The organism is Oleidesulfovibrio sp., from assembly GCF_047973035.1.
Taxonomy (GTDB): Bacteria; Desulfobacterota; Desulfovibrionia; order Desulfovibrionales; family Desulfovibrionaceae; genus Oleidesulfovibrio.
In genome coordinates this window covers 30508-49213 of sequence record NZ_JBKEBF010000017.1, presented here as the reverse complement: position 1 = coordinate 49213, position 18706 = coordinate 30508, and the positions used below count along the sequence as shown (strand labels likewise).

13 protein-coding genes are annotated in these 18706 nt (G+C 51.6%); 5 read left to right on the top strand and 8 right to left on the bottom strand.

Translation table 11 applies throughout. The features are described from left to right. On the bottom strand, positions 1-107 hold a 107-nt coding region (locus ACK5LI_RS04995), incomplete at its 3' end, for a transposase (protein WP_416945781.1). Positions 108-292: 185 nt separating this feature from the next. Next, positions 293-1645, bottom strand: a complete 1353-nt coding sequence (gene nhaA / locus ACK5LI_RS04990; protein ID WP_416946837.1) for a Na+/H+ antiporter NhaA — start codon at positions 1643-1645, stop codon at positions 293-295. 244 nt (positions 1646-1889) lie between these two features. Between nhaA and ACK5LI_RS04985 the strand changes: the two genes are divergently transcribed. Further along, positions 1890-3128 (top strand): glycosyltransferase family 92 protein, encoded by a 1239-nt coding sequence (locus ACK5LI_RS04985; RefSeq protein WP_416946835.1) that lies wholly within the window; start codon positions 1890-1892, stop codon positions 3126-3128. A gap of 281 nt (positions 3129-3409) precedes the next feature. On the opposite strand, the gene ACK5LI_RS04980 is transcribed toward ACK5LI_RS04985, so the two are convergent. Beyond that, a complete protein-coding gene (locus tag ACK5LI_RS04980; RefSeq protein WP_416946833.1) occupies positions 3410-4942 on the bottom strand; it encodes a YifB family Mg chelatase-like AAA ATPase in 1533 nt (510 codons plus the stop codon). Positions 4943-5394: 452 nt separating this feature from the next. Then, positions 5395-5604, bottom strand: a complete 210-nt coding sequence (locus ACK5LI_RS04975) for a hypothetical protein (protein ID WP_416946831.1) — start codon at positions 5602-5604, stop codon at positions 5395-5397. Positions 5605-6637: 1033 nt separating this feature from the next. Between ACK5LI_RS04975 and ACK5LI_RS04970 the strand changes: the two genes are divergently transcribed. Then, on the top strand, positions 6638-8812 hold the full coding sequence (locus ACK5LI_RS04970; RefSeq protein WP_416946829.1) for a bacteriohemerythrin: 2175 nt from the start codon (positions 6638-6640) through the stop codon (positions 8810-8812). A gap of 661 nt (positions 8813-9473) precedes the next feature. Here the strand turns inward: ACK5LI_RS04970 and lepB are convergent. Then, positions 9474-10079 (bottom strand): signal peptidase I, encoded by a 606-nt coding sequence (gene lepB, locus ACK5LI_RS04965; protein ID WP_416946827.1) that lies wholly within the window; start codon positions 10077-10079, stop codon positions 9474-9476. A gap of 85 nt (positions 10080-10164) precedes the next feature. Continuing rightward, positions 10165-11970: a translation elongation factor 4 gene (gene lepA / locus ACK5LI_RS04960; RefSeq protein ID WP_416946825.1), complete on the bottom strand. Its 1806-nt coding sequence runs from the start codon at positions 11968-11970 to the stop codon at positions 10165-10167. A gap of 407 nt (positions 11971-12377) precedes the next feature. On the opposite strand from lepA, the gene ACK5LI_RS04955 reads away from it, so the two are divergent. After that, the gene (locus ACK5LI_RS04955; protein ID WP_416946823.1) at positions 12378-13079 is read left to right on the top strand and encodes a periplasmic heavy metal sensor; all 702 of its coding nucleotides are present in this window, start codon (positions 12378-12380) and stop codon (positions 13077-13079) included. 71 nt (positions 13080-13150) lie between these two features. On the opposite strand, the gene ACK5LI_RS04950 is transcribed toward ACK5LI_RS04955, so the two are convergent. Together ACK5LI_RS04950 and ACK5LI_RS04945 are read right to left on the bottom strand one after the other, a co-directional pair. Then, a complete protein-coding gene (locus ACK5LI_RS04950) occupies positions 13151-14476 on the bottom strand; it encodes a radical SAM/SPASM family putative metalloenzyme maturase (RefSeq protein WP_416946821.1) in 1326 nt (441 codons plus the stop codon). 343 nt (positions 14477-14819) lie between these two features. Then, on the bottom strand, positions 14820-15245 hold the full coding sequence (locus ACK5LI_RS04945) for an arsenate reductase ArsC (protein WP_416946819.1): 426 nt from the start codon (positions 15243-15245) through the stop codon (positions 14820-14822). Between the two features lie 448 nt (positions 15246-15693). Here ACK5LI_RS04945 and ACK5LI_RS04940 point away from each other — a divergent pair, with 448 nt between their 5' ends. Both ACK5LI_RS04940 and acs read left to right on the top strand, forming a co-directional pair. Beyond that, positions 15694-16617, top strand: coding sequence for a LytR/AlgR family response regulator transcription factor (locus ACK5LI_RS04940; RefSeq protein WP_416946817.1), 924 nt, complete (start codon positions 15694-15696; stop codon positions 16615-16617). 3 nt (positions 16618-16620) lie between these two features. Next, entirely contained in the window at positions 16621-18600 is a 1980-nt protein-coding gene (acs, locus tag ACK5LI_RS04935) for an acetate--CoA ligase (protein ID WP_416946815.1), read from the top strand. Positions 18601-18706 lie beyond the last annotated feature (106 nt).

Genomic DNA, 18706 nt, shown 5'->3' with positions numbered 1-18706 from the left:
GCGCGCTTCTTCTCTCCGTAAAAAACTTGCCGCCGATACTTTGGCGCAAACACTACGTGGTATTTGCAGTTCCATTTTGTGTGGGCTAAACTCTTAGTGTCACCCATTGTGGCCTCCTTTTGATTTGCCACCTGCAGTTGCCAGACCGCAGGGATTAGTTAGCAAATCAAAAGGAGTTTTACTAATATCTCTATAGCTTTAAGCTTTACGGAACCCCCCGCCTAGCGGGGGGTTTTCTGCATACAAAAAAAAGGGCGCGATAACGCGCCCTTCATATTCAACCTATCCTACATTACGATTCGGAAGACTCTCTGCCGCGCAACAGAACCTTCATAAGCAGGTAACCACCAAGACCGGCCACAAAAGAGGCACAAAGAATACTCATCTTTGCGGCTTCAACGTGGGCGGGATTCTCGAATGCCAGTGTGGCAATAAAGATAGCCATGGTGAAGCCTATACCAGCAAGCCAGCCTATTGCGTAGAACATGCCTATACCGATACCCTTGGGCAACTTGGCAATGCCGGTCTTGACCAGCAGCCACACCGCCAGGGTTACGCCGCCCTGCTTACCAAGCAGCAGGCCGAAGAAAATGCCCAGCGAAAGAGGTTCAAACAGCATGCTTACCATTTCACCGGAAACGGTAACACCGGCGTTTGCCAGAGCAAACACAGGCATGATGAACCACGCAACCCACGGATGCAGTGCATGTTCAAGACGCTGCAGCGGGGTGCCTGCCTTTTCGGCGATCATTTCTACGTGATGAATGGCATGTTGCTTGTCGTCACAGGCCAGCACGGGCTTGTCTCCCTGCAATGCATTTTCAAAGACCGACAAAGCCTGACGGGCAGTGCCACGCAAAGCCTGAGGAGCAAGAGCCGCACGGGCAGGAATAGCCATAGCGCCAAGCACACCGGCAATAGTCGCATGCACACCGGACTTGAGCAGTGCAAACCACAGGACAATACCCACCAGCAGGTACGGGGTGATACGGCGCACGCCAAGCCAGTTAAGCAGCAGCATAACGGCAAAAGCAGCGGCACCAAGCATCAGGAAGCTGAACGAAAGATCCGCGGTATAGAACAGTGCAATAACCAGAACAGCGCCAAGGTCGTCAACAATTGCTACTGCAGTCAGGAAGACCTTAAGGCTAAGCGGCACTCTGTCACCTAGCAAGGAAAGAATGCCCAACGCAAAGGCAATATCCGTAGCCATGGGAACACCCCAGCCGGAAGCTGCCGCGGTACCGCCGTTGAACATCAGGTAGATGCTGGCAGGCACAACCATACCGCCGATGGCAGCAGCAATGGGCAGTGCCGCCTGTCGTGGTGATGCAAGTTCACCTGCCAGAATTTCACGTTTTATCTCAAGACCGACAACAAAAAAGAATATTGCCATCAGACCGTCATTAATCCACAGAATCAGCGCCTTAGAAAGCGCGTAATCGCCAAAACCGATAGTAACCTTATTCGCCCACAAAGCATGGTACGAATCGGCAAGGCCGGAGTTGGCCCATACAAGCGCCAGCACCGTTGTGGCCATCAGCAGGATACCGCTGGACGCCTCTATGGCGAAAAAACGCCGGAATGGCGCCAGCAGCTTGTCAATGGGCTGCGCTTGCGCCCCGGGTATTTCGTGGTGTTGCATGAGAGATCCTCCCGTTTTTTACTGTTTGTCTCCGGTAAACTGACATAACATTTTTTAGCTCCCAAGATTCAAAACAGAACGAAACGATACTACATCTACAGTATCAAAATGCTTCATTTTAAATCAAAAAGAACAGACATGCCTACACATCAATGACAAATACCTTGAAAAAACATACCCATACTTGTTACTATTGGCACTCTGCATACCTAGTAAAAACACAACCTTTCACGGAGAAGGCTTCATGCAATCATACTACGCAGGCATTTGCGCCATAGTTAAAGATGAAGATCCTTTCCTCGAAGAGTGGATATTCTACCACCACCTGCTGGGGTTCGAACATTTTATTTTGTTTGATAACCAGAGTGCTATCCCGCTTACCCGCAGCTTAAAGCGTTTTGTAAAAAACGGCCTTGTAACCGTACATGAAATTGCAGGCAAAAGCATGCAGCTACCTGCCTACAGGCAATGCCTGCAACAGCACGGCCACCAGTTCAAATGGCTTGCCTTTTTTGATCTGGACGAATTTCTGGTGCTGAAAGAACACAAAGATGTTCGTTTGTTTCTGGATGAATACAGGGACCATGCCGCCGTTGCAGTGCACTGGGTACCGTTCGGTTCCGGCGGGTATATTTCCCGTCCGCAGGGTCTGGTTACAGAACGATATTTTGAAACACTAAACTCGCCGGTCGAAAGGATGCACGTAAAGTGCATTACCCAGCCCCGCTATACAGACGGCACGCGCGACCCCCACTGCTTCAGCTACGTCGCAGGGCTCTACTGTGTGGATGAAAATCAGAACCCTGTAATGAATGCCCTTGCGCCTTTCACAGTCCGAAAAGCACAGCTGAACCACTACCATTTTAAGTCACAGCAGGATTATGAAGAAAAAAAAGCAAAAGGAAGGGCTGACAACGTTAACTTGAGCCACAGCCGCAAGCTGGAAGACTTTTACGCACAATCACGTGCTCACACAGAAAAAGACTACGCAGCCATGAGGCAGAGCCCGCATGTCCGCAGCGCAATGAACGATTCAGCACTGCCGGATCTGACAAAGATTACGCAGCAGCGCGTAAACGATATGGAGCTGTTCGAGATTATAGATTCCGTGCAGCAACGACTCGCGAAGGGAGATGTTCACTGCGCACTTATGTACCTGCTGCTGGCAGAAACGCGCTTTGCCGATATTCCCACCCTGCTGCACGCGTTTATTCTGGCGTACCTTGCAGCCGGCAACACGCACAGGGCAGAACAATATGCCCGTAAGCTCATATCCATCCAACCTGCCACCACGTCGTACTACCTGCTATTTCTGGTGCAGGTGAAAAAAGCAGATCGGGAAGCCGCCAGTAGTCTGGGCAAATACATCAGGCATGCCAGCACAATTTTTCCCAGCCCGAACCAGCCGGAAAACAACGAGATGCTGCGGGAATTGAAAAGGCAGGACGAAGCCCTAGGACTAGGTATCTGGGAGTTGGAGTAAGCGATCGTATCGGGCAGAATGCCAGCGGCTATCTTGTATGGCGCCGCGTAAAACCTGCCGAGCCGACACGACGGCGTGCAGCATCACGTCGAACGTCAATCGCCCCGTAAAGTAAAAGATAAAAAAGTCTGAAAAACGGCAGAATACCCATGCGGCGGCGCCAGTAAAAGCAGTACGATACACGCGACAACAAGACGCAAAGCTGTGTGATAGCATAAGATTCTTGGCATGCCGTCACGCACTTACAATTCACACCGGCCCACTGAGGCAGGATTAAGCTGCTACAAAGTCTGTCTGTCCAGCGTGCGGCAGTTCACCGCCTCTGCAAGATTGGCACATGAGATATCTTTCTGCCCTGAAAGATCGGCAATGGTGCGGGCTATGCGCAGAATTCGGGTATAGGCTCTGGCAGACAACGCAAGCGTTGTTACTGCTTTTTCCAGAAACGCATGTTCAGCCGCTCCCAGCCTGCAGTATTCCTCCAGCCATTTACCGGAAAGGTCGGCATTGGTCAGACAAAGGCTACCCGCGTACCGTCCTGCCTGCACTTCTCTTGCCCGTAAAATCCGCTCGCGCATTGCTGCAGAGTTTTCTCCCTTTCCGGCAGCTCGCAAATCATCATATGCAACAGCCGCCACCTCAACATGCAAATCAATACGGTCAAGCAATGGGCCCGACAGCCGGGAACGATAACGCTGAATCTGCGCAGCCGTACAATGACAGACATGCCGTTCATCAGAAAGATAGCCGCATGGACAAGGGTTCATAGCTGCGACCAGCATAAAATCCGCGGGGTAACTTAACGACATTGCAGCGCGCGAAATAGTTACGTTGCCATCTTCCAACGGTTGCCGCATTACCTCAAGGACGCTTTTTTTAAACTCCGGCAGCTCATCCAGAAAAAGCACCCCTCTGTGAGCAAGTGAAACTTCTCCAGGTCTGGGATGAGCACCGCCCCCTACCAGTCCGGGATCTGAGATAGTGTGGTGCGGCGTACGAAAAGGGCGCTGTGTAACCAATGAATTATCTTCGCCAAGCTGGCCGGTAACAGAGTAGACTTTGGTCACTTCCAGCGCTTCGTCAAAGGATAATGGAGGCAGCACGGTAGAAATACGCTGAGCAAGCATGGTCTTTCCGCTGCCGGGAGGACCGATCATCAGCATATTATGTGCGCCTGCGGCGGCTATCTCTATGGCGCGCTTTGCATGCTCCTGCCCTTTGACCTCGGCAAAATCGATATGCCAGTGGTCCGCCTGCGTCCAAAGATCATGCGCTGTGCACGGATGCGGGCACGGATCGGATTTACCGGCAACAAAAGCTACAGCCTCCCCCAGCGACGCCATGCCCCATACGTCCAGCCCTGCGACAACAGCAGCTTCAGCCGCGTTGCCTTTTGGCACCAGCACGCCATGCGCACCCGAAGCCTTGGCCAGCAGAGCAAGCGGCAGAACGCCCGGAACAGGTTTAATCTCGCCTGTCAGCGAAAGCTCACCGGCAACAAACAATCCGTTTAGGCGCTGCTGCGGTATCACTCCCGCCGCCACTAAAAGCCCCAATGCAAGAGGCAGGTCATACCCGCTTCCACCTTTTCGCAACGATGCCGGTGCAAGGTTTACGGTAATCCGCGAGGGGGGCAGCTTGTGCCCCGTATTGCGCAATGCCGCAAAAACGCGCTCTTTGGCTTCGCGAACAGCCCCTTCTGCCAGCCCGACAATGGAAAATGAAGGCATGCCCTGCCGCGCCAGATCAATTTCAAGATCAACACGACAGGCATCCACCCCTTGCAACGCTCCGCACGCGACTCCAGCCAGCATGACTCCTCCCCGAAATACAAATAGCAGCAACACCCTGTAACCATAGAGCGTTCATCTGTACACGAAAGGAGAGGCAACAACAATACGGGCAAAACGCTCTTTACCCGAGGGCATAGTCAGCGCAGTTGGTCAGGGTTTGAGCTTTCCATGTTCTGCGACGAGTAGGAAAATAGGCAGCCTATCGCCTTACTAATGCAGTCATCGGCAACAAGAGGCATAAAACGGCAAGAGAAAGATGCGCAATCCGGCAGGTGCGCGAAAGCAAAGTGCATTCAACAGTAGCAGATACATTTTGCATGCTCTTTCCGATAGATAGCAAGGTCGCAACAAATATCCCGCCATCACGGCCACTGTAACATTAATAAGGAAAGCTCCCTACTCCAAATGCTCCTTTCCTGTTGAAGCCTCCTGAAAGCAAGGCCGGATAGGTTACACCCATCCGGCCCATGAAGCTAATTAGCCAAAAGATGCAGCTCGCTTATTGCAATTACGGCAAAAAACACTGCAGCTACTGCCGCAAACTTTACCGCCATTACAAGCAGCTGTCTGGTGGAATATGTACGGGGTTCATACAAATTGGCAGGATCAGGTTCTGCAGGCACAGCAGGTCCCGCCGCTGCTTTTTTCTGGTTAAGAGCAGCAGATTGCACGTCGCTTTTCATGACGTCTCCTTTATTCAACGGGCATAGAAAAACCACAGGCAGCTTAAGCACCCGGGCAGCCATGTGAATCGTTAGATCAAGAGTTGAACAAGGAAGGCGGAGCCCTGACCGGGCTAAAAGAAAGAAAAGGACACGGGGCACTATTTTCCCGTGCAGATAAAGGAATGAAAACCCTTAAGTTATCATGCCCTGCTACCGATACGACAGAAGGAAGCAACCAACTATGCAGGTCTGCGAAATAATCCGGGCTGCTCTGCGGCTTTGCAGTAACGGCAAATACAACTTGCTGCTGCAACAAGCCGGAAACAAGAGCGCTTTGCTGTGAACGTTCCTGACAGTGAGTGGCTGCAACAAAACCGCTTCCTGCAAGCAGGGGCAGCAGGTAAAGCAGAAGCAGCACCCCGCCGAAGCGGGTAATTTTTTCATGTCGTACAGACATCCGGCTCACTCACAAAACATGCGTAGTTCACAGCAAACGACGCAGAATCACAACTGGAAACCTGACTGAATCGCAGGAACAATCCTGCTTTTCTATGGACAGGTCAATACGATAACAATAGCTAAGATGCTTCAGGTGCATGGTCAACCGCACACGGCATATTTTGATGTACTCAATTTTTACCTGCGATAACGCTGGGGGAATAAAAGGCGGACAGGTGCAGTATCCGCAAAAATTCTAATTCATTTTTCACCATGTTTGCTGTTTTAGTAAGGATAAAAGACTCAGCCGGGGCTCTGCCGCCGGATGAAGCAGTCCGTTTTTGGCGTATTTTTTTCTTATGCACAACAAAGCAAAATATTATAATCAGTTATCAAGACATGAAACGCACAACGCCCCTGCCTAACAGGTAGTGATCAAAAGTAAACACAAGGGCCAGCACCATCACAAATGAAAGTTGTGCACTCATTGCCTTTAGTCGCCATCGATGCTAAATGAGAAGAATTACCAAAATATAATACGGTCGTTCTTTTTCGGGGGGCAAAGAATGACTGTTCTGTCTTACCTGCCAATTCCCCTCACCATGAGGAAACAATGACCATACGTACGAGACTTTTATCATCGTTATTTTCCGTCCTTGCGCTGGCAGCGATTATGTTTGCCACCAACCTGTATGTTATCGATACGCAGGAATCTGACGGTGTCTCCATTAACCTTGCCGGCAGACAGCGCATGCTGGCAGAACTCATCTCCGGCCGCACCGTGGCAGTTGCACTGGGAGAACAAACCGGCACGCCGGATGCAGAATCCAGACAACTGCTTACAAAAGCCATTGCGGCTTTTGAAGCTACACAAAAAGCCCTGTCCGGCAGAGGCATGGCCCCCCTTACCTTAAACACTTCCGGCCCTTCAGTGGCGCTGTCGACACCATCAGCAGAGTCACTTGCGCTGCTGCGAAAGGCAGACCAATTGTGGTTGGGAAATAAAGGATTGGTAGAGCGGGTTCTGCAGGGAGATGCGGAAGCTTTGCCCAAGCTGCTGGCTAACACGCCGAAGCTGCGCAGCGCCCTGAACGACTTTGTGTTTGCCCTGCAAAAAGAAGCTGAACAAAAAACTTTCACACTGCTCGTAGTGCAGACAACGGGCACCATCCTTATTGCCGTTCTACTGGTGCTGACAGTTGTATCAAGCAGAAAATCTCTGCTTGCGCCGCTCGACAGACTGCGGGCTTACGCACGTGAAATCACCAACGGCAACATGAACGCACAGGCGCAGGGTACATACATCGGTGAACTGGCTGCCCTGAAAGACGACATGACCACCATGGTGGAAGGGCTCAAGCAGACAATGCAGGAAGCCCGCGACAGCCAGCGGGAAGCCAGTGAACATGCTGCAAACACCGGCGTGGCTCTTAAAGAAGCCCGTGAGCATCAGGAGCAGGCAAAAACGCTTCTGAACGCAGTCAACGGCGCCAGCAGCAAAGCACAAGGCTTTTCTGAAAACGTGTACGCAGCCATGGAAGAACTTTCAACCCGCATTGAGCAGGTAAACGCCAACGTCGACATCCAGCGTGATCGCATGATGGAAACTGCCACCGCCATGGAAGAAATGAATGGCACGGTGTACGAAGTAGCCCGCAACGCTGCGGACGCCGCGCAAAGTGCTTCGCGTTCAAAGGAAAACGCCCAGACCGGAGCGCAGGGTGTACAAAGCGCGGTAGCATCCATTCAGGTAATTGAAAAACGATTCCTGAAGCTTAAGGACACCATGAGCCAGTTAGGCACGCAGGCGGAAAGCATCGGCAACATTATTGTTACCATTAATGACATCGCAGACCAGACGAACCTGCTGGCCTTGAACGCTGCAATCGAAGCAGCCCGTGCAGGCGATGCAGGCCGCGGCTTTGCCGTGGTTGCAGATGAAGTACGCAAACTTGCAGAAAAAACCATGACCGCCACCAAAGAGGTGAGCGACAGTGTAAAGCTTATTCAGGACCATACCCGTGAAAACCTTGCCGCAGTGGAACAGACCGCGGCAGACCTTGAAGCAAGCACCCGCACTGCAAGCGAATCCGGCAAGTTCATGGAAGAAATCGTCTTGCTGGTTGAAGATACCGCAACACAGGTAGAGTCCATTGCCGCGGCTTCGGAAGAACAATCCGCAGCGTCTGAAGAAATTAACAAAGCGGTATCCGATGTTACCCGTGTTTCCGCTGAAACTGCAGAAGGCATGAGCGCAGCTGCCCACGCCCTGATGGAAGTCTCCGGTCTGGTAGAAGAACTTGACCGTATTCTGCGCGACCTTGCCACAACCAGTAACGGAAGCGGAAAAAAACAGGTCAGTGAAAATGACAACGGAAACGGCAAGTTGTTCGAATGGTCTGACAGCCTTTCGGTTAAGATTGAAACTATAGACTCGCAGCATAAAGGCCTTGTGAACCTAATCAACGAGCTTCACGCAGCTATGCGTCAGCGCAAGAGCACAAGCCACCTTGTCGGCATCGTGGGTAAGTTGAAAGACTACACCGTCAACCACTTTGACACCGAAGAAAAACTGTTCAACCGTCACGGCTATCCGGCAACAGAAGAGCACATTCAGGAACACCGCAAGTTTGTTGAAAAGGTCCTTGCCTTTGAAAATGATCTCAAACAAGGCAAGGTTACCGTAACAATGGATGTTATGCGCTTCCTCAAAAACTGGCTGACGGGTCACATCAACGGTACGGACAAAAAATACAGTAAATTCCTTGTGAACAAGGGAGTCCGGTAGGTTCTGCAATTACCGGCACGCCTTCATACTAATTACAGCGAAACAAGCCACCCTGCTCTAAACACGGGTGGCTTGTTTTATTTATTCCAAGCAGCTGCAAACCAGACACCCCAATCAATTTCAAGGTAGTGCGTGTAACAGCGCTGTGCCAGCTGTGGAGGCTAGTACTTACCCTCCCCTAACCTCTTATCCTCAGACAAAACACCATGCTATTCCCTGTAGTTTGCGCAGTCTGGCCCTTATAGAAATTCTATCGATATACTCCACAAATTGGGGCTAACGCCTGCCATCGCGTGGGAATGGGGCTCCGCACTATCCGCTTGGCGTGTTTAAAAACACTGAGGGAAAAGGAAAAGCTTAATGTTGACAGTATACAATATGATATTGCCAAGTTCTAAGGCCAAGGTGCTTTTTGCCGAAAAAGTCGCTGCAACAGCTTGTCTGCTTGTCGTAAATCAAAAACAGCCTGCAGTTTTCCATTATCCTCTCACGACACAGCATCTGCCTGTTAACTGAGCAAGCCCGCCCCAGCAGTACGATACCGTGCCTCCTGTCCACCAATCACAGGCAACAAAAAAACACCTGCTCCGGTTAAACCGGAGCAGGCGTATACGTTCAGCATTGCTGATGCCAAAAAGGCGTTGCAGCGGATAGGCACCGATTAGTGCACAAGCGAGCCGATGCGTCCCCAGCGAATGTTGGAAATACCATCCATCGACCAGTAAATTACCAGAGCCTTACCGCGAATGGCTTCTTTTTTAACAAAGGTATTGCGCCATAAACGCGAATCCTGTGACTGGTCGCGGTTATCACCCATGCAGAAATAGCTGTCTTCCGGCACGGTTACAGGGCCGAAGTTATCACGCCGCAGCTCAAACCCGCTGTCCTTATGAATGACATACGGTTCATCAAGCATTTGCCCGTTGCGGTAAACCTTTTTATCGCGCACTTCAATTACGTCACCCGGCACGCCGATGACACGCTTGATGTAATCCACATCAGGGTTGTCGGGGTATTCAAACACGATAATATCGTCGTGTTCGGGGCCCGAGCGTTCCATGATATAATTGTGGGTAAACGGAACTTTAACGCCGTAGCTGAATTTGTTTACCAGCAGGTAGTCGCCTATCTGCAGGGTTTCAAGCATGGAGCCGGAAGGAATGGTGTAGGCCTGTACAATAAAAGTACGAATAATAAGAGCCAGTACCACCGCTACTGTAATTGCTTCCAAAAACTCCACGAACGGGTGTTTCCTCAATTCCGACATTGTCTTTCCTTTTTCGTTACGCGGCGGCACGCACGTCGCCGAGCTTTGTTTGCATCGTTACGTTGCTGTGCCCTGCGCTACGCGTCTATTCGTCGTCCACCTGCAAAGCAGCAAGGAATGCTTCCTGCGGCAGTTCAACGTTGCCCATACGCTTCATACGTTTTTTACCCTCTTTCTGCTTTTCAAGCAGCTTACGCTTACGGGTAATGTCACCGCCGTAACATTTGGCGGTTACGTTCTTACGCAAGGGGGCGTTACGTTCGCGGGCGATAATCTTGTTGCCGATGGCAGCCTGAACGACAACCTCGAACATCTGACGAGGAATTGTACGTTTAAGGCGCAAGGCGATGGCACGTCCCTGATAGTACGCTTTATCCCTGTGCACGATGGTTGCCAGCGCGTCAACAGGCTCGCCGTTGATCATCATATCCAGCTTGACCAAATTGGACAGACGATAGTCGATGACTTCGTAATCCATTGAAGCATAGCCGCGGGTAAGCGATTTCAACTTATCAAAGAAATCGTACACGATTTCAGCAAAAGGCAGCTCGTACGTTATGATTACACGGTTTACGGCAAGGTAGCGCATATCCTTCTGAATGCCAGGCTTTTCCTCGCACAGTTTAAACACGTTACCCACGTAGTCGTTGGGCACATGAATTTCCATGCGTACATAAGGTTCATACAGCGCTTCGATCTTTGTGGGATCAGGCAACGCTGCGGGGTTATCGATATACTTTTCCGCGCCGTCTACAGTGGTCACTTTGTACACAACAGACGGTGCGGTCGCGATAAGACCGATATTAAATTCGCGCTCAAGCCGTTCCTGCACGATTTCCATATGCAGCAGCCCAAGGAAACCGCAACGGTAACCAAAGCCCAGTGCCTGAGAAGTTTCCGCTTCAAAGGAAAACGCGGCATCGTTGAGTTGCAGTTTTTCAAGAGCAAACTTCAACTGCTCGTATTCGCTGGAGTCTGTGGGGTACAGCCCGCAGAACACCATGGGTTTGACTTCTTTAAAGCCGGGAACAGGCGTGTCTGCCGGACGCGCTGCATGGGTAATGGTATCGCCCACTTTCGCATCGCCCAGTTCCTTGATAGCTGCGCACAAAAATCCGACGTCACCTGCGGAAAGACGGGAGATGTCTTTTGCCTCAGGCGAAAAAACACCGACGCGTGTTACTTCATACTTTCTGCCGGTAGCCATCATGATGACGCTGTCACCTTTTTTGATGGTGCCGTCCATAACGCGGAACATAACAACAACGCCCTGATACGAATCGTACCATGAGTCAAAAATAAGCGCCTTAAGCGGAGCTTCGGGGTCGCCTTCCGGTGCGGGCAGGCGTTCAACCACGGCCTCAAGCACCTTGTCCACATTAAGGCCGGTCTTGGCGCTTACTTCCACAGCGTCAGAGGCGTCCAGCCCGATGCCGTCTTCAATTTCCGCCTTCACCCTGTCGATTTCCGCACTGGGCAGGTCGATCTTATTCAGCACAGGAATGATCTCATGATCATGGTCCAGCGCCAGAAAAACGTTGGCAAGCGTCTGTGCTTCCACACCCTGAGTAGCGTCTACTACCAGCAGAGCACCTTCACACGCGGCAAGCGAGCGTGACACTTCGTAACTGAAGTCCACGTGGCCTGGGGTGTCGATAAGGTTAAGAGTATATTCGGTGCCATCTGCAGAGGTGTACGGAATGCGCACGGCCTGCGCTTTAATGGTAATGCCGCGCTCACGCTCCAGTTCCATCCTGTCCAGGTACTGGTCGCGCTTATCGCGTTCCGTCACCAGTCCGGTAACGTCCAGAATGCGGTCGGCAAGAGTGGATTTGCCATGGTCAATATGAGCAATAATACTGAAATTTCGTATCTTTGACTGCTTAGCCATATGTCGGTGGCCGCTTGGTGGCGGCACGCCTCCTGTGTGGACTTGAAGTATCGTTCAATACACGCAGCCACAGCATAACCGGCCGCGGCGCGTTGAACAGAATTTCATACGGCATTTGCCCTGCAAAGTCTAATACTACTACCATAGCCGCCCTGTCAGGCAGGCTTCGGGGCGGAAAAACTTTCACCTGCCCGAGCGACTTTTTTCAAGGTGTATAAAAATCATTCAGTGACAATTTTTTATACACCCCACAAAAATCAACACTGTATAAAAAACATACACAAAAGAATGTAAAAACTGAGCAGTAAAAAATTAATTCAATATTAATAGAATGTTAAAAGTTTGGCACGCCGGTTGCTATATGAGTAACACAACATCAAAATTCATTTCACAATCAGGAGACTACCGTGAAAAACTTTCGTCGTAACGTAACCGCTTTTGCTCTTGTTCTTACTCTCGGCGCTGCCGGCGCTGCTTCCGCTGCTACTCAGCCTGCAGCAGACCACAACCAGATGAATCACAATCAGATGAACCATCAGGTTGAACATAACATGGAAAACGGCATGAACCACAAAATGGGCAAAGGCCACATGATGGGCATGGGGCACAAGCTTCAGCTGAATGAAGAACAGCAGAAGAAGTACGATGTTATCGTAAAGAAGGCTTACAAAGACACAACCGGTCTTCGTGAGCAGCTCTGGGCACGCTCGGCAGAACTCGACGCACTGCGCATGAACCCCAACGCAGCACCCGAGCTTTTCGGACCCCTTGCAGACTCCATTGCAGAACTGCGCACCAAGCTGGATAAAGAGCGCATCAGCATGAATGAAAAGCTCGAAAAAGAGCTTGGCATCAGCATCCCCCTGCAGCACGGAAAGTTTATTTCCGGCGGCAAGAAAGGCTGCATGATGATGGGCATGAAAGGCAAAATGGGTAAAAAAGGCATGAAAGGCATGATGCAGAGCGCCGACAACAAGGCCGGTAAAGGCGAACTGGTAGCCTGCATGAACAACGGTAAAGGTGCTCGTAACGGCGGTTACGGAACCATGCAGTCCGGCCCCATGCATAACAACGCAGACGAGCCCTACTCCGTATCCTTCGCTCTGTAATGTAACTTTCTTCCTTCCTTCACATACAAAAAAGCCCCCGTTCGGGGGCTTTTTCATTTCATTTTACGCAGCTACAGCCTCAGGCATTGCACTCCGCCCAGACACCACGGACAATGGCCGCACGGAACCGTTTCTCCGTGGCAATCCATTTCAAACTCTCCCAGTTCTCCCGTAATATCATCGCAGGGCACCAACGTGCAGTTGCTGCAGTCAGGATACTCATACCGCAGCACGTCATCGCGAAACTGCTTGTAAGCAGTACTGTTCCAGATGGTATACATGGACTGCTCCGCCAGATTGCCGAACGTGCGCGGATAGATCTGCTTTTTCTGACCATCCAGATGGCATGCATAACGATGCCATAAAAAATAGCACGGGTGCACACCACCATCGGCAGTAACAAAAACACCATCCTCGTCCACGAACTCGCACTGTCTGTGAAGCAAAGCCTGCAGAGTCGGAAGAACAAGGCGAATGCCCTCTCGACGGGCTTCCTCTTCTGCCGCGGCAAAAACAACCTCCGTATCCGACCTGAGTTGCAAGGAAGCATCATCCTGCAGATGATTTTCAATCAGACGTTCAAGATGCAACGAAATACCTGCTTCCGATGCAGCAAGCTGCATGTCAGCAACAAAATCTACAAGGCGCTGTTCTTCCGGTGTACGGCTGAATTTTCTGAAAAGAGCATAATATCCAGCCAGATCAAGGCCTGAATCTGCTGCTTTCTGTTTCCATTCGCTGAAAAATTCCAAAGCCTCTTTAGTATCCGCCACAAAAAGCGACTGACGCTGTGTGGCGGCATCATACGGCAACACATGCGTAACAATACAATAGGCCGCCCCCTGCTGCGCCGACCACCGGACAACCTGCGGCAGCTCGCGGGCATTATCCCGCATCAGCACAAACTCAATGCCAATTTCAAATGGATTCTCGCTGTTCTGGCTTCTTCCGCACCGGTCGGCAGCAGCGCGGCAATGTCGCAACGTTTCAACCAAAGTCTGCGTGTGCCCGCCGCCGTGGAGAACCTCCAAAGCAGCCGATGCAAGCGAATCCACCGAAAAGCAAATCGTATCAAGCCCCGACGAGAGCAATTCTTCCGCCAGAGCCGAGGTCAACAAAAGCCCGTTGGACTGAAAGCCGACTTTTGCTGAGGCAGGCATCATCGCTTTTGCCTTGCGCACCATATCGGCAATACCTGCATGCAGCAGCGGCTCGCCTATTCCGTTCAACACCAGTGCATCGGCATATTCCAGCGCAGGCAGCAACGAATCAAACACGGACATTTCCATATCCGTCTCTTCAATACAGCAGCCTTCTGCCTGCTTCACACACATGGCGCAACGCAGGTTGCACCGTGTTGTCACTTCAACATACAATTTTCGGGGGTATTCACTCATGGAACAGCATCTCTTACTGATATGATACGTTACCGCAGCGATGAACGGAGGCTCAGTCTGCAAGGCCATTTATTCCGTATTGAGAATGCACCACAAGTCATATTCCCCGCAATCGACTTACTCTTGAACCGGCACAAGCAAAAAGCCGCAACATTACCGGAAACGGCTTAGTCTCTACATTCCACCATATTGCCGGTTATAATAATTCATGAGGAAGTACGCTGGCTTTTTACTGCAGGCTTCCGGGTGGTAACGCTCCTGCTGTCTGCTAAACACAGCTGATATGGTCAGCTATCTGCCCGTCACTGCCCTTTGGCAGTTTTCATATAATCTTGCCGTAAGCTCACTCCAGGCCTGCAGGCAGACGCTCGACATAAGCGCGGATTTCATCGCGAACACGGCGGTAATGAGAAAGCGCTTCTTCATGCGTTGCTGCATTTCGGGCAAGAGCCGGCGGGTCATCAAACCCGGCATGAACCTTGCGAGTTGCACCGCTAAAGAACGGGCACTGCTCGTTCGCGTGACCACACACCGTCACCACATAATCAAAATCTTTGATATCCAGCTCATCAACCAGCGCTGAAGTATAACCGGAAATATCCACACCAGCCTCTGCCATGACTTCCACCGCAAGCGGGTTCAAGCCGTGCTTTTCCACTCCGGCAGAGCGGACTTCAAACAGGTCGCTTTTCAAGTGACGCGCCCACCCTTCTGCCATCTGGCTTCGGCACGAATTACCGGTGCATAAAAAAAGTAATGTTTTCTTCATAGGTTCCTCTCCCGCTATCATCTTGCTGACAAAAACTTACAGGCTATGCTCGGATAAGAAAACCGTAAAAGCCATCGTCACGCAAATGTCGCCTACATTCAGCAAGTGCTTTTACAATTGCTGCCGCCCTGACGTTGGAACACCCGCTTCACAATTCAACAATCATTACTCAGCGTTATCGCTGTTGTCCTCCATGCTTCCAAAAGGGCAATCCCCAACCATGCTACACTTTAAAGCTTACTCTCATAACATTTCGGTTTTCATAATAAAAATAAGCCTGTTTCTGACTGACATCAAGCCCGTTCCGCCTTGTGTGTCTTTTTATGGGTGCGGGTATCCGCCGCCATGTTTCAATAGCTGACTGGCCATACAATCAAAATGTCTGTCTTCACAGAAAGCTGCTTGCTGTGTACAGTGTTGAAAACCTTATTCTTCCGGCAAGGACGTCATGCCCCGACTGACAACGCTCATTCTGCACCCCGAAGCCGACGTGCGGCAAGGATTACGCCAACTTGTATCGCAGGTATCTTTTCTGCGCGTAGTGGGCGAGGCTGTCTGTGCGGAAGAAGCTCTGGAACTGCTCAATGCCCTTCCTTATGGCGTGATTTTCAGCGGCATAAACCTGCAACAACCGGAACAAGGGCTTGAGCTTGCCCAGCGTTTGCTGGGTCGCAAGCACAAACCCGCACTTATTTTTATCGCTGAAGACGAAACTCATGCCTTTGCCGGTTTCGAGCTGGATGCCACAGATTATCTTATCTGGCCTTGTACAGAGCAGCGCTTTGCCAGAACAGTCTCACGTCTTAAGCAGTTCAGAAGTCACTTCAAGCTGGCACCGGACCCCGGCAGCCGCTGGCAGGAACAAAGCTCGCCTTCTAGCCCACAGGAAATTCAACAGCCTGAAGCCGAAGTGCAGACCAAAACTCTCGAAGACGGCGACCAGACCTTGCAGGTTCCGCTTGCAGACGATGAGCAGGATAACTTTCTTGATGCGCTCAAGCAGGCGTGGGACTACACCAGCACCTACCGTCAGGTGGATATTGAAAAGCTGGCCATCACCTATGAAGGCAAAACCCTGCTTCTGCCCTATGATGAAATAGTCTTTGTAGAGGCTTACGAAGATTACACCTATGTGCACACGGCAGAACAAAAATACCTGACATCGTACCGGCTGAAAATTCTGGAAGGAAAGCTGAAGCCGCACCGTTTTTTCAGAGTACACCGCAAGTATCTGGTCAATCTGAACATGGTTACGGAAATAGCCTCACTGCCCGGTTCCAGCTTTATGCTGCGCACAGCAGGACGTACCCGCATTGAACTGCCCATCAGCCGCCGCCGTATAGGCGAACTCAAACAGGTTTTAGGATTGTAAGGCATGACTACCGATCGCACTTTCTCCCCCGCACCCGTTGCAGGCACTCTGGATACCCTGCTGCGAGAAGAACGCGTGTTCCGGCCCATGCCGCGCATAGTGGCTGAAGCAAACATGAACCCGCAGGATATTGCGCAAGCGCGTACCCATGCGGAAAGTGACTGGCTGGGCTTCTGGGAAGAGGCAGCGGAAGAGCTTTCGTGGTTCCGCAAATGGGACAACGTGCTGGATGACTCTGACGCGCCGTTTTACCGCTGGTTTGCCGGAGCACGGTGCAACATTGTGTACAATGCGCTGGACCGCCATATTGAAACCGGTAACAAAAACAAGCTGGCACTCATCTGGGAAGGCGAACCGGGCGACACGCGCAAGCTGACCTATTATGAACTGTACCGCGCGGTGAACAAAGCAGCCAATGCGCTGCGCCAATGCGGTGTGCAAAAAGGTGACAGGGTGCTCATCCATATGCCGCCCCTGCCGGAAACACTTATTGCCATGCTGGCCTCAGCCAAAATCGGTGCGGTACACACCGTCGTGTTCGGGGGCTTTTCCGCACGCAGCCTTCGTGACCGCATTAATGATGCCAGACCGGCGGCCATCATCACGGTGGACGGATTTTACCGCAACGGACGGGTTGTGCTGCTGAAAAGCATGGTGGATAAAGCACTTTCGCTTTGCAACGAAGAAGCAACAGCTACGCTTAAAAATGTCGTCGTTGTTCATAGAGCCCTTGTGGAAACTCCCATGACGGCCGAGCGTGACCTCTGGTATCACGACATCACCCGCGACCAGCCGGACGAGGCACTGACAGAGTCCGTTGATTCCACGCACCCGTTGTTCATTCTGTACACATCCGGCACCACAGGCGCCCCCAAAGGAATTGTCCATGCCCACGGCGGGTATATGGTCGGTGTCAATAAAACACTGGACTGGGTTTTTGACCTCAAGCCTACGGATATTTTCTGGTGCACGGCTGACCCTGCGTGGATAACCGGCCACAGCTATGTGGTCTACGGCCCGCTGATGGCAGGCACCACAACACTGATGTATGAGGGTCACCCGCTCTATCCGGAAGCAGGCAGGCTATGGGCCATTGTGGAACGATGGGGTGTGACCGTGCTGTACACGGTGCCGACGCTGATCCGCATGCTTATGCGTTTTGGCAAGCAGACGCCGGAAAAACACGTACTCTCCACGCTGCGCCTGCTGGGCTCGGTGGGAGAACCCATCAGCCCCGAGGCATGGACGTGGTTTCATAAATACGTGGGACGCAGCCGCTGCCCTGTGTTGGATACATGGTGGCAGACTGAAACCGGTATGTTCATGATTTCGCCTCTGCCTGTTTCACTATTAAAGCCCGGCTCTGTTACCAAGCCTCTGCCCGGCATTGAGGCTGATGTTGTAGACTCTGACGGTAACTCTGTTCCATCGGGTCGAGGCGGCTATCTGGTTATAAAAAAACCGTGGCCTGCCATGCTGTCTGCAGTATTCAACGACCCTGAAGCATACAAGCGCCTGTACTGGGAAAAATTTCCCGGCTGGTACTTTGCCGGTGATGTGGCCCGCAAAGATGAAGACGGCTACCTGTGGATTCAGGGACGTGCAGATGATGTCATGCTGATTGCGGGGCACCGCATAGGTACGGCAGAGCTTGAAGCGGCACTGGCATCCCACCCCGCCGTGGCCGAATGCGCCGTCATCGGAGTGCCGGATGACATCCGCGGAGAAGTGGCAAAAGCCTATGTCGTGCTGCATGATGACCAGCCGTCCATGGGGGGAATGATGATGTCCGGCGAGACTGATCAGGACCTTATCAACCATGCACGGCGCGAGTTGGGCCCTGTGGCAGTCATCCGCGAAGTAGTCTTCCGTGAATCATTGCCTAAAAATAAAAACGGCAAGATTATGCGTCGTATTTTGCGAGCCGAAGAGGCCGGAGAAGACACAGGCGATACATCGACCCTTGAGGATGTCATCCTGTAAAATGAAGTACGAATAACCGGACAACTGATTGCCTCAGCCATCCCCCAGACGAGCCAGTTGACCGACAAATCAGTTAGCTGGCAGAACGGTTAACTGGCGAATTACC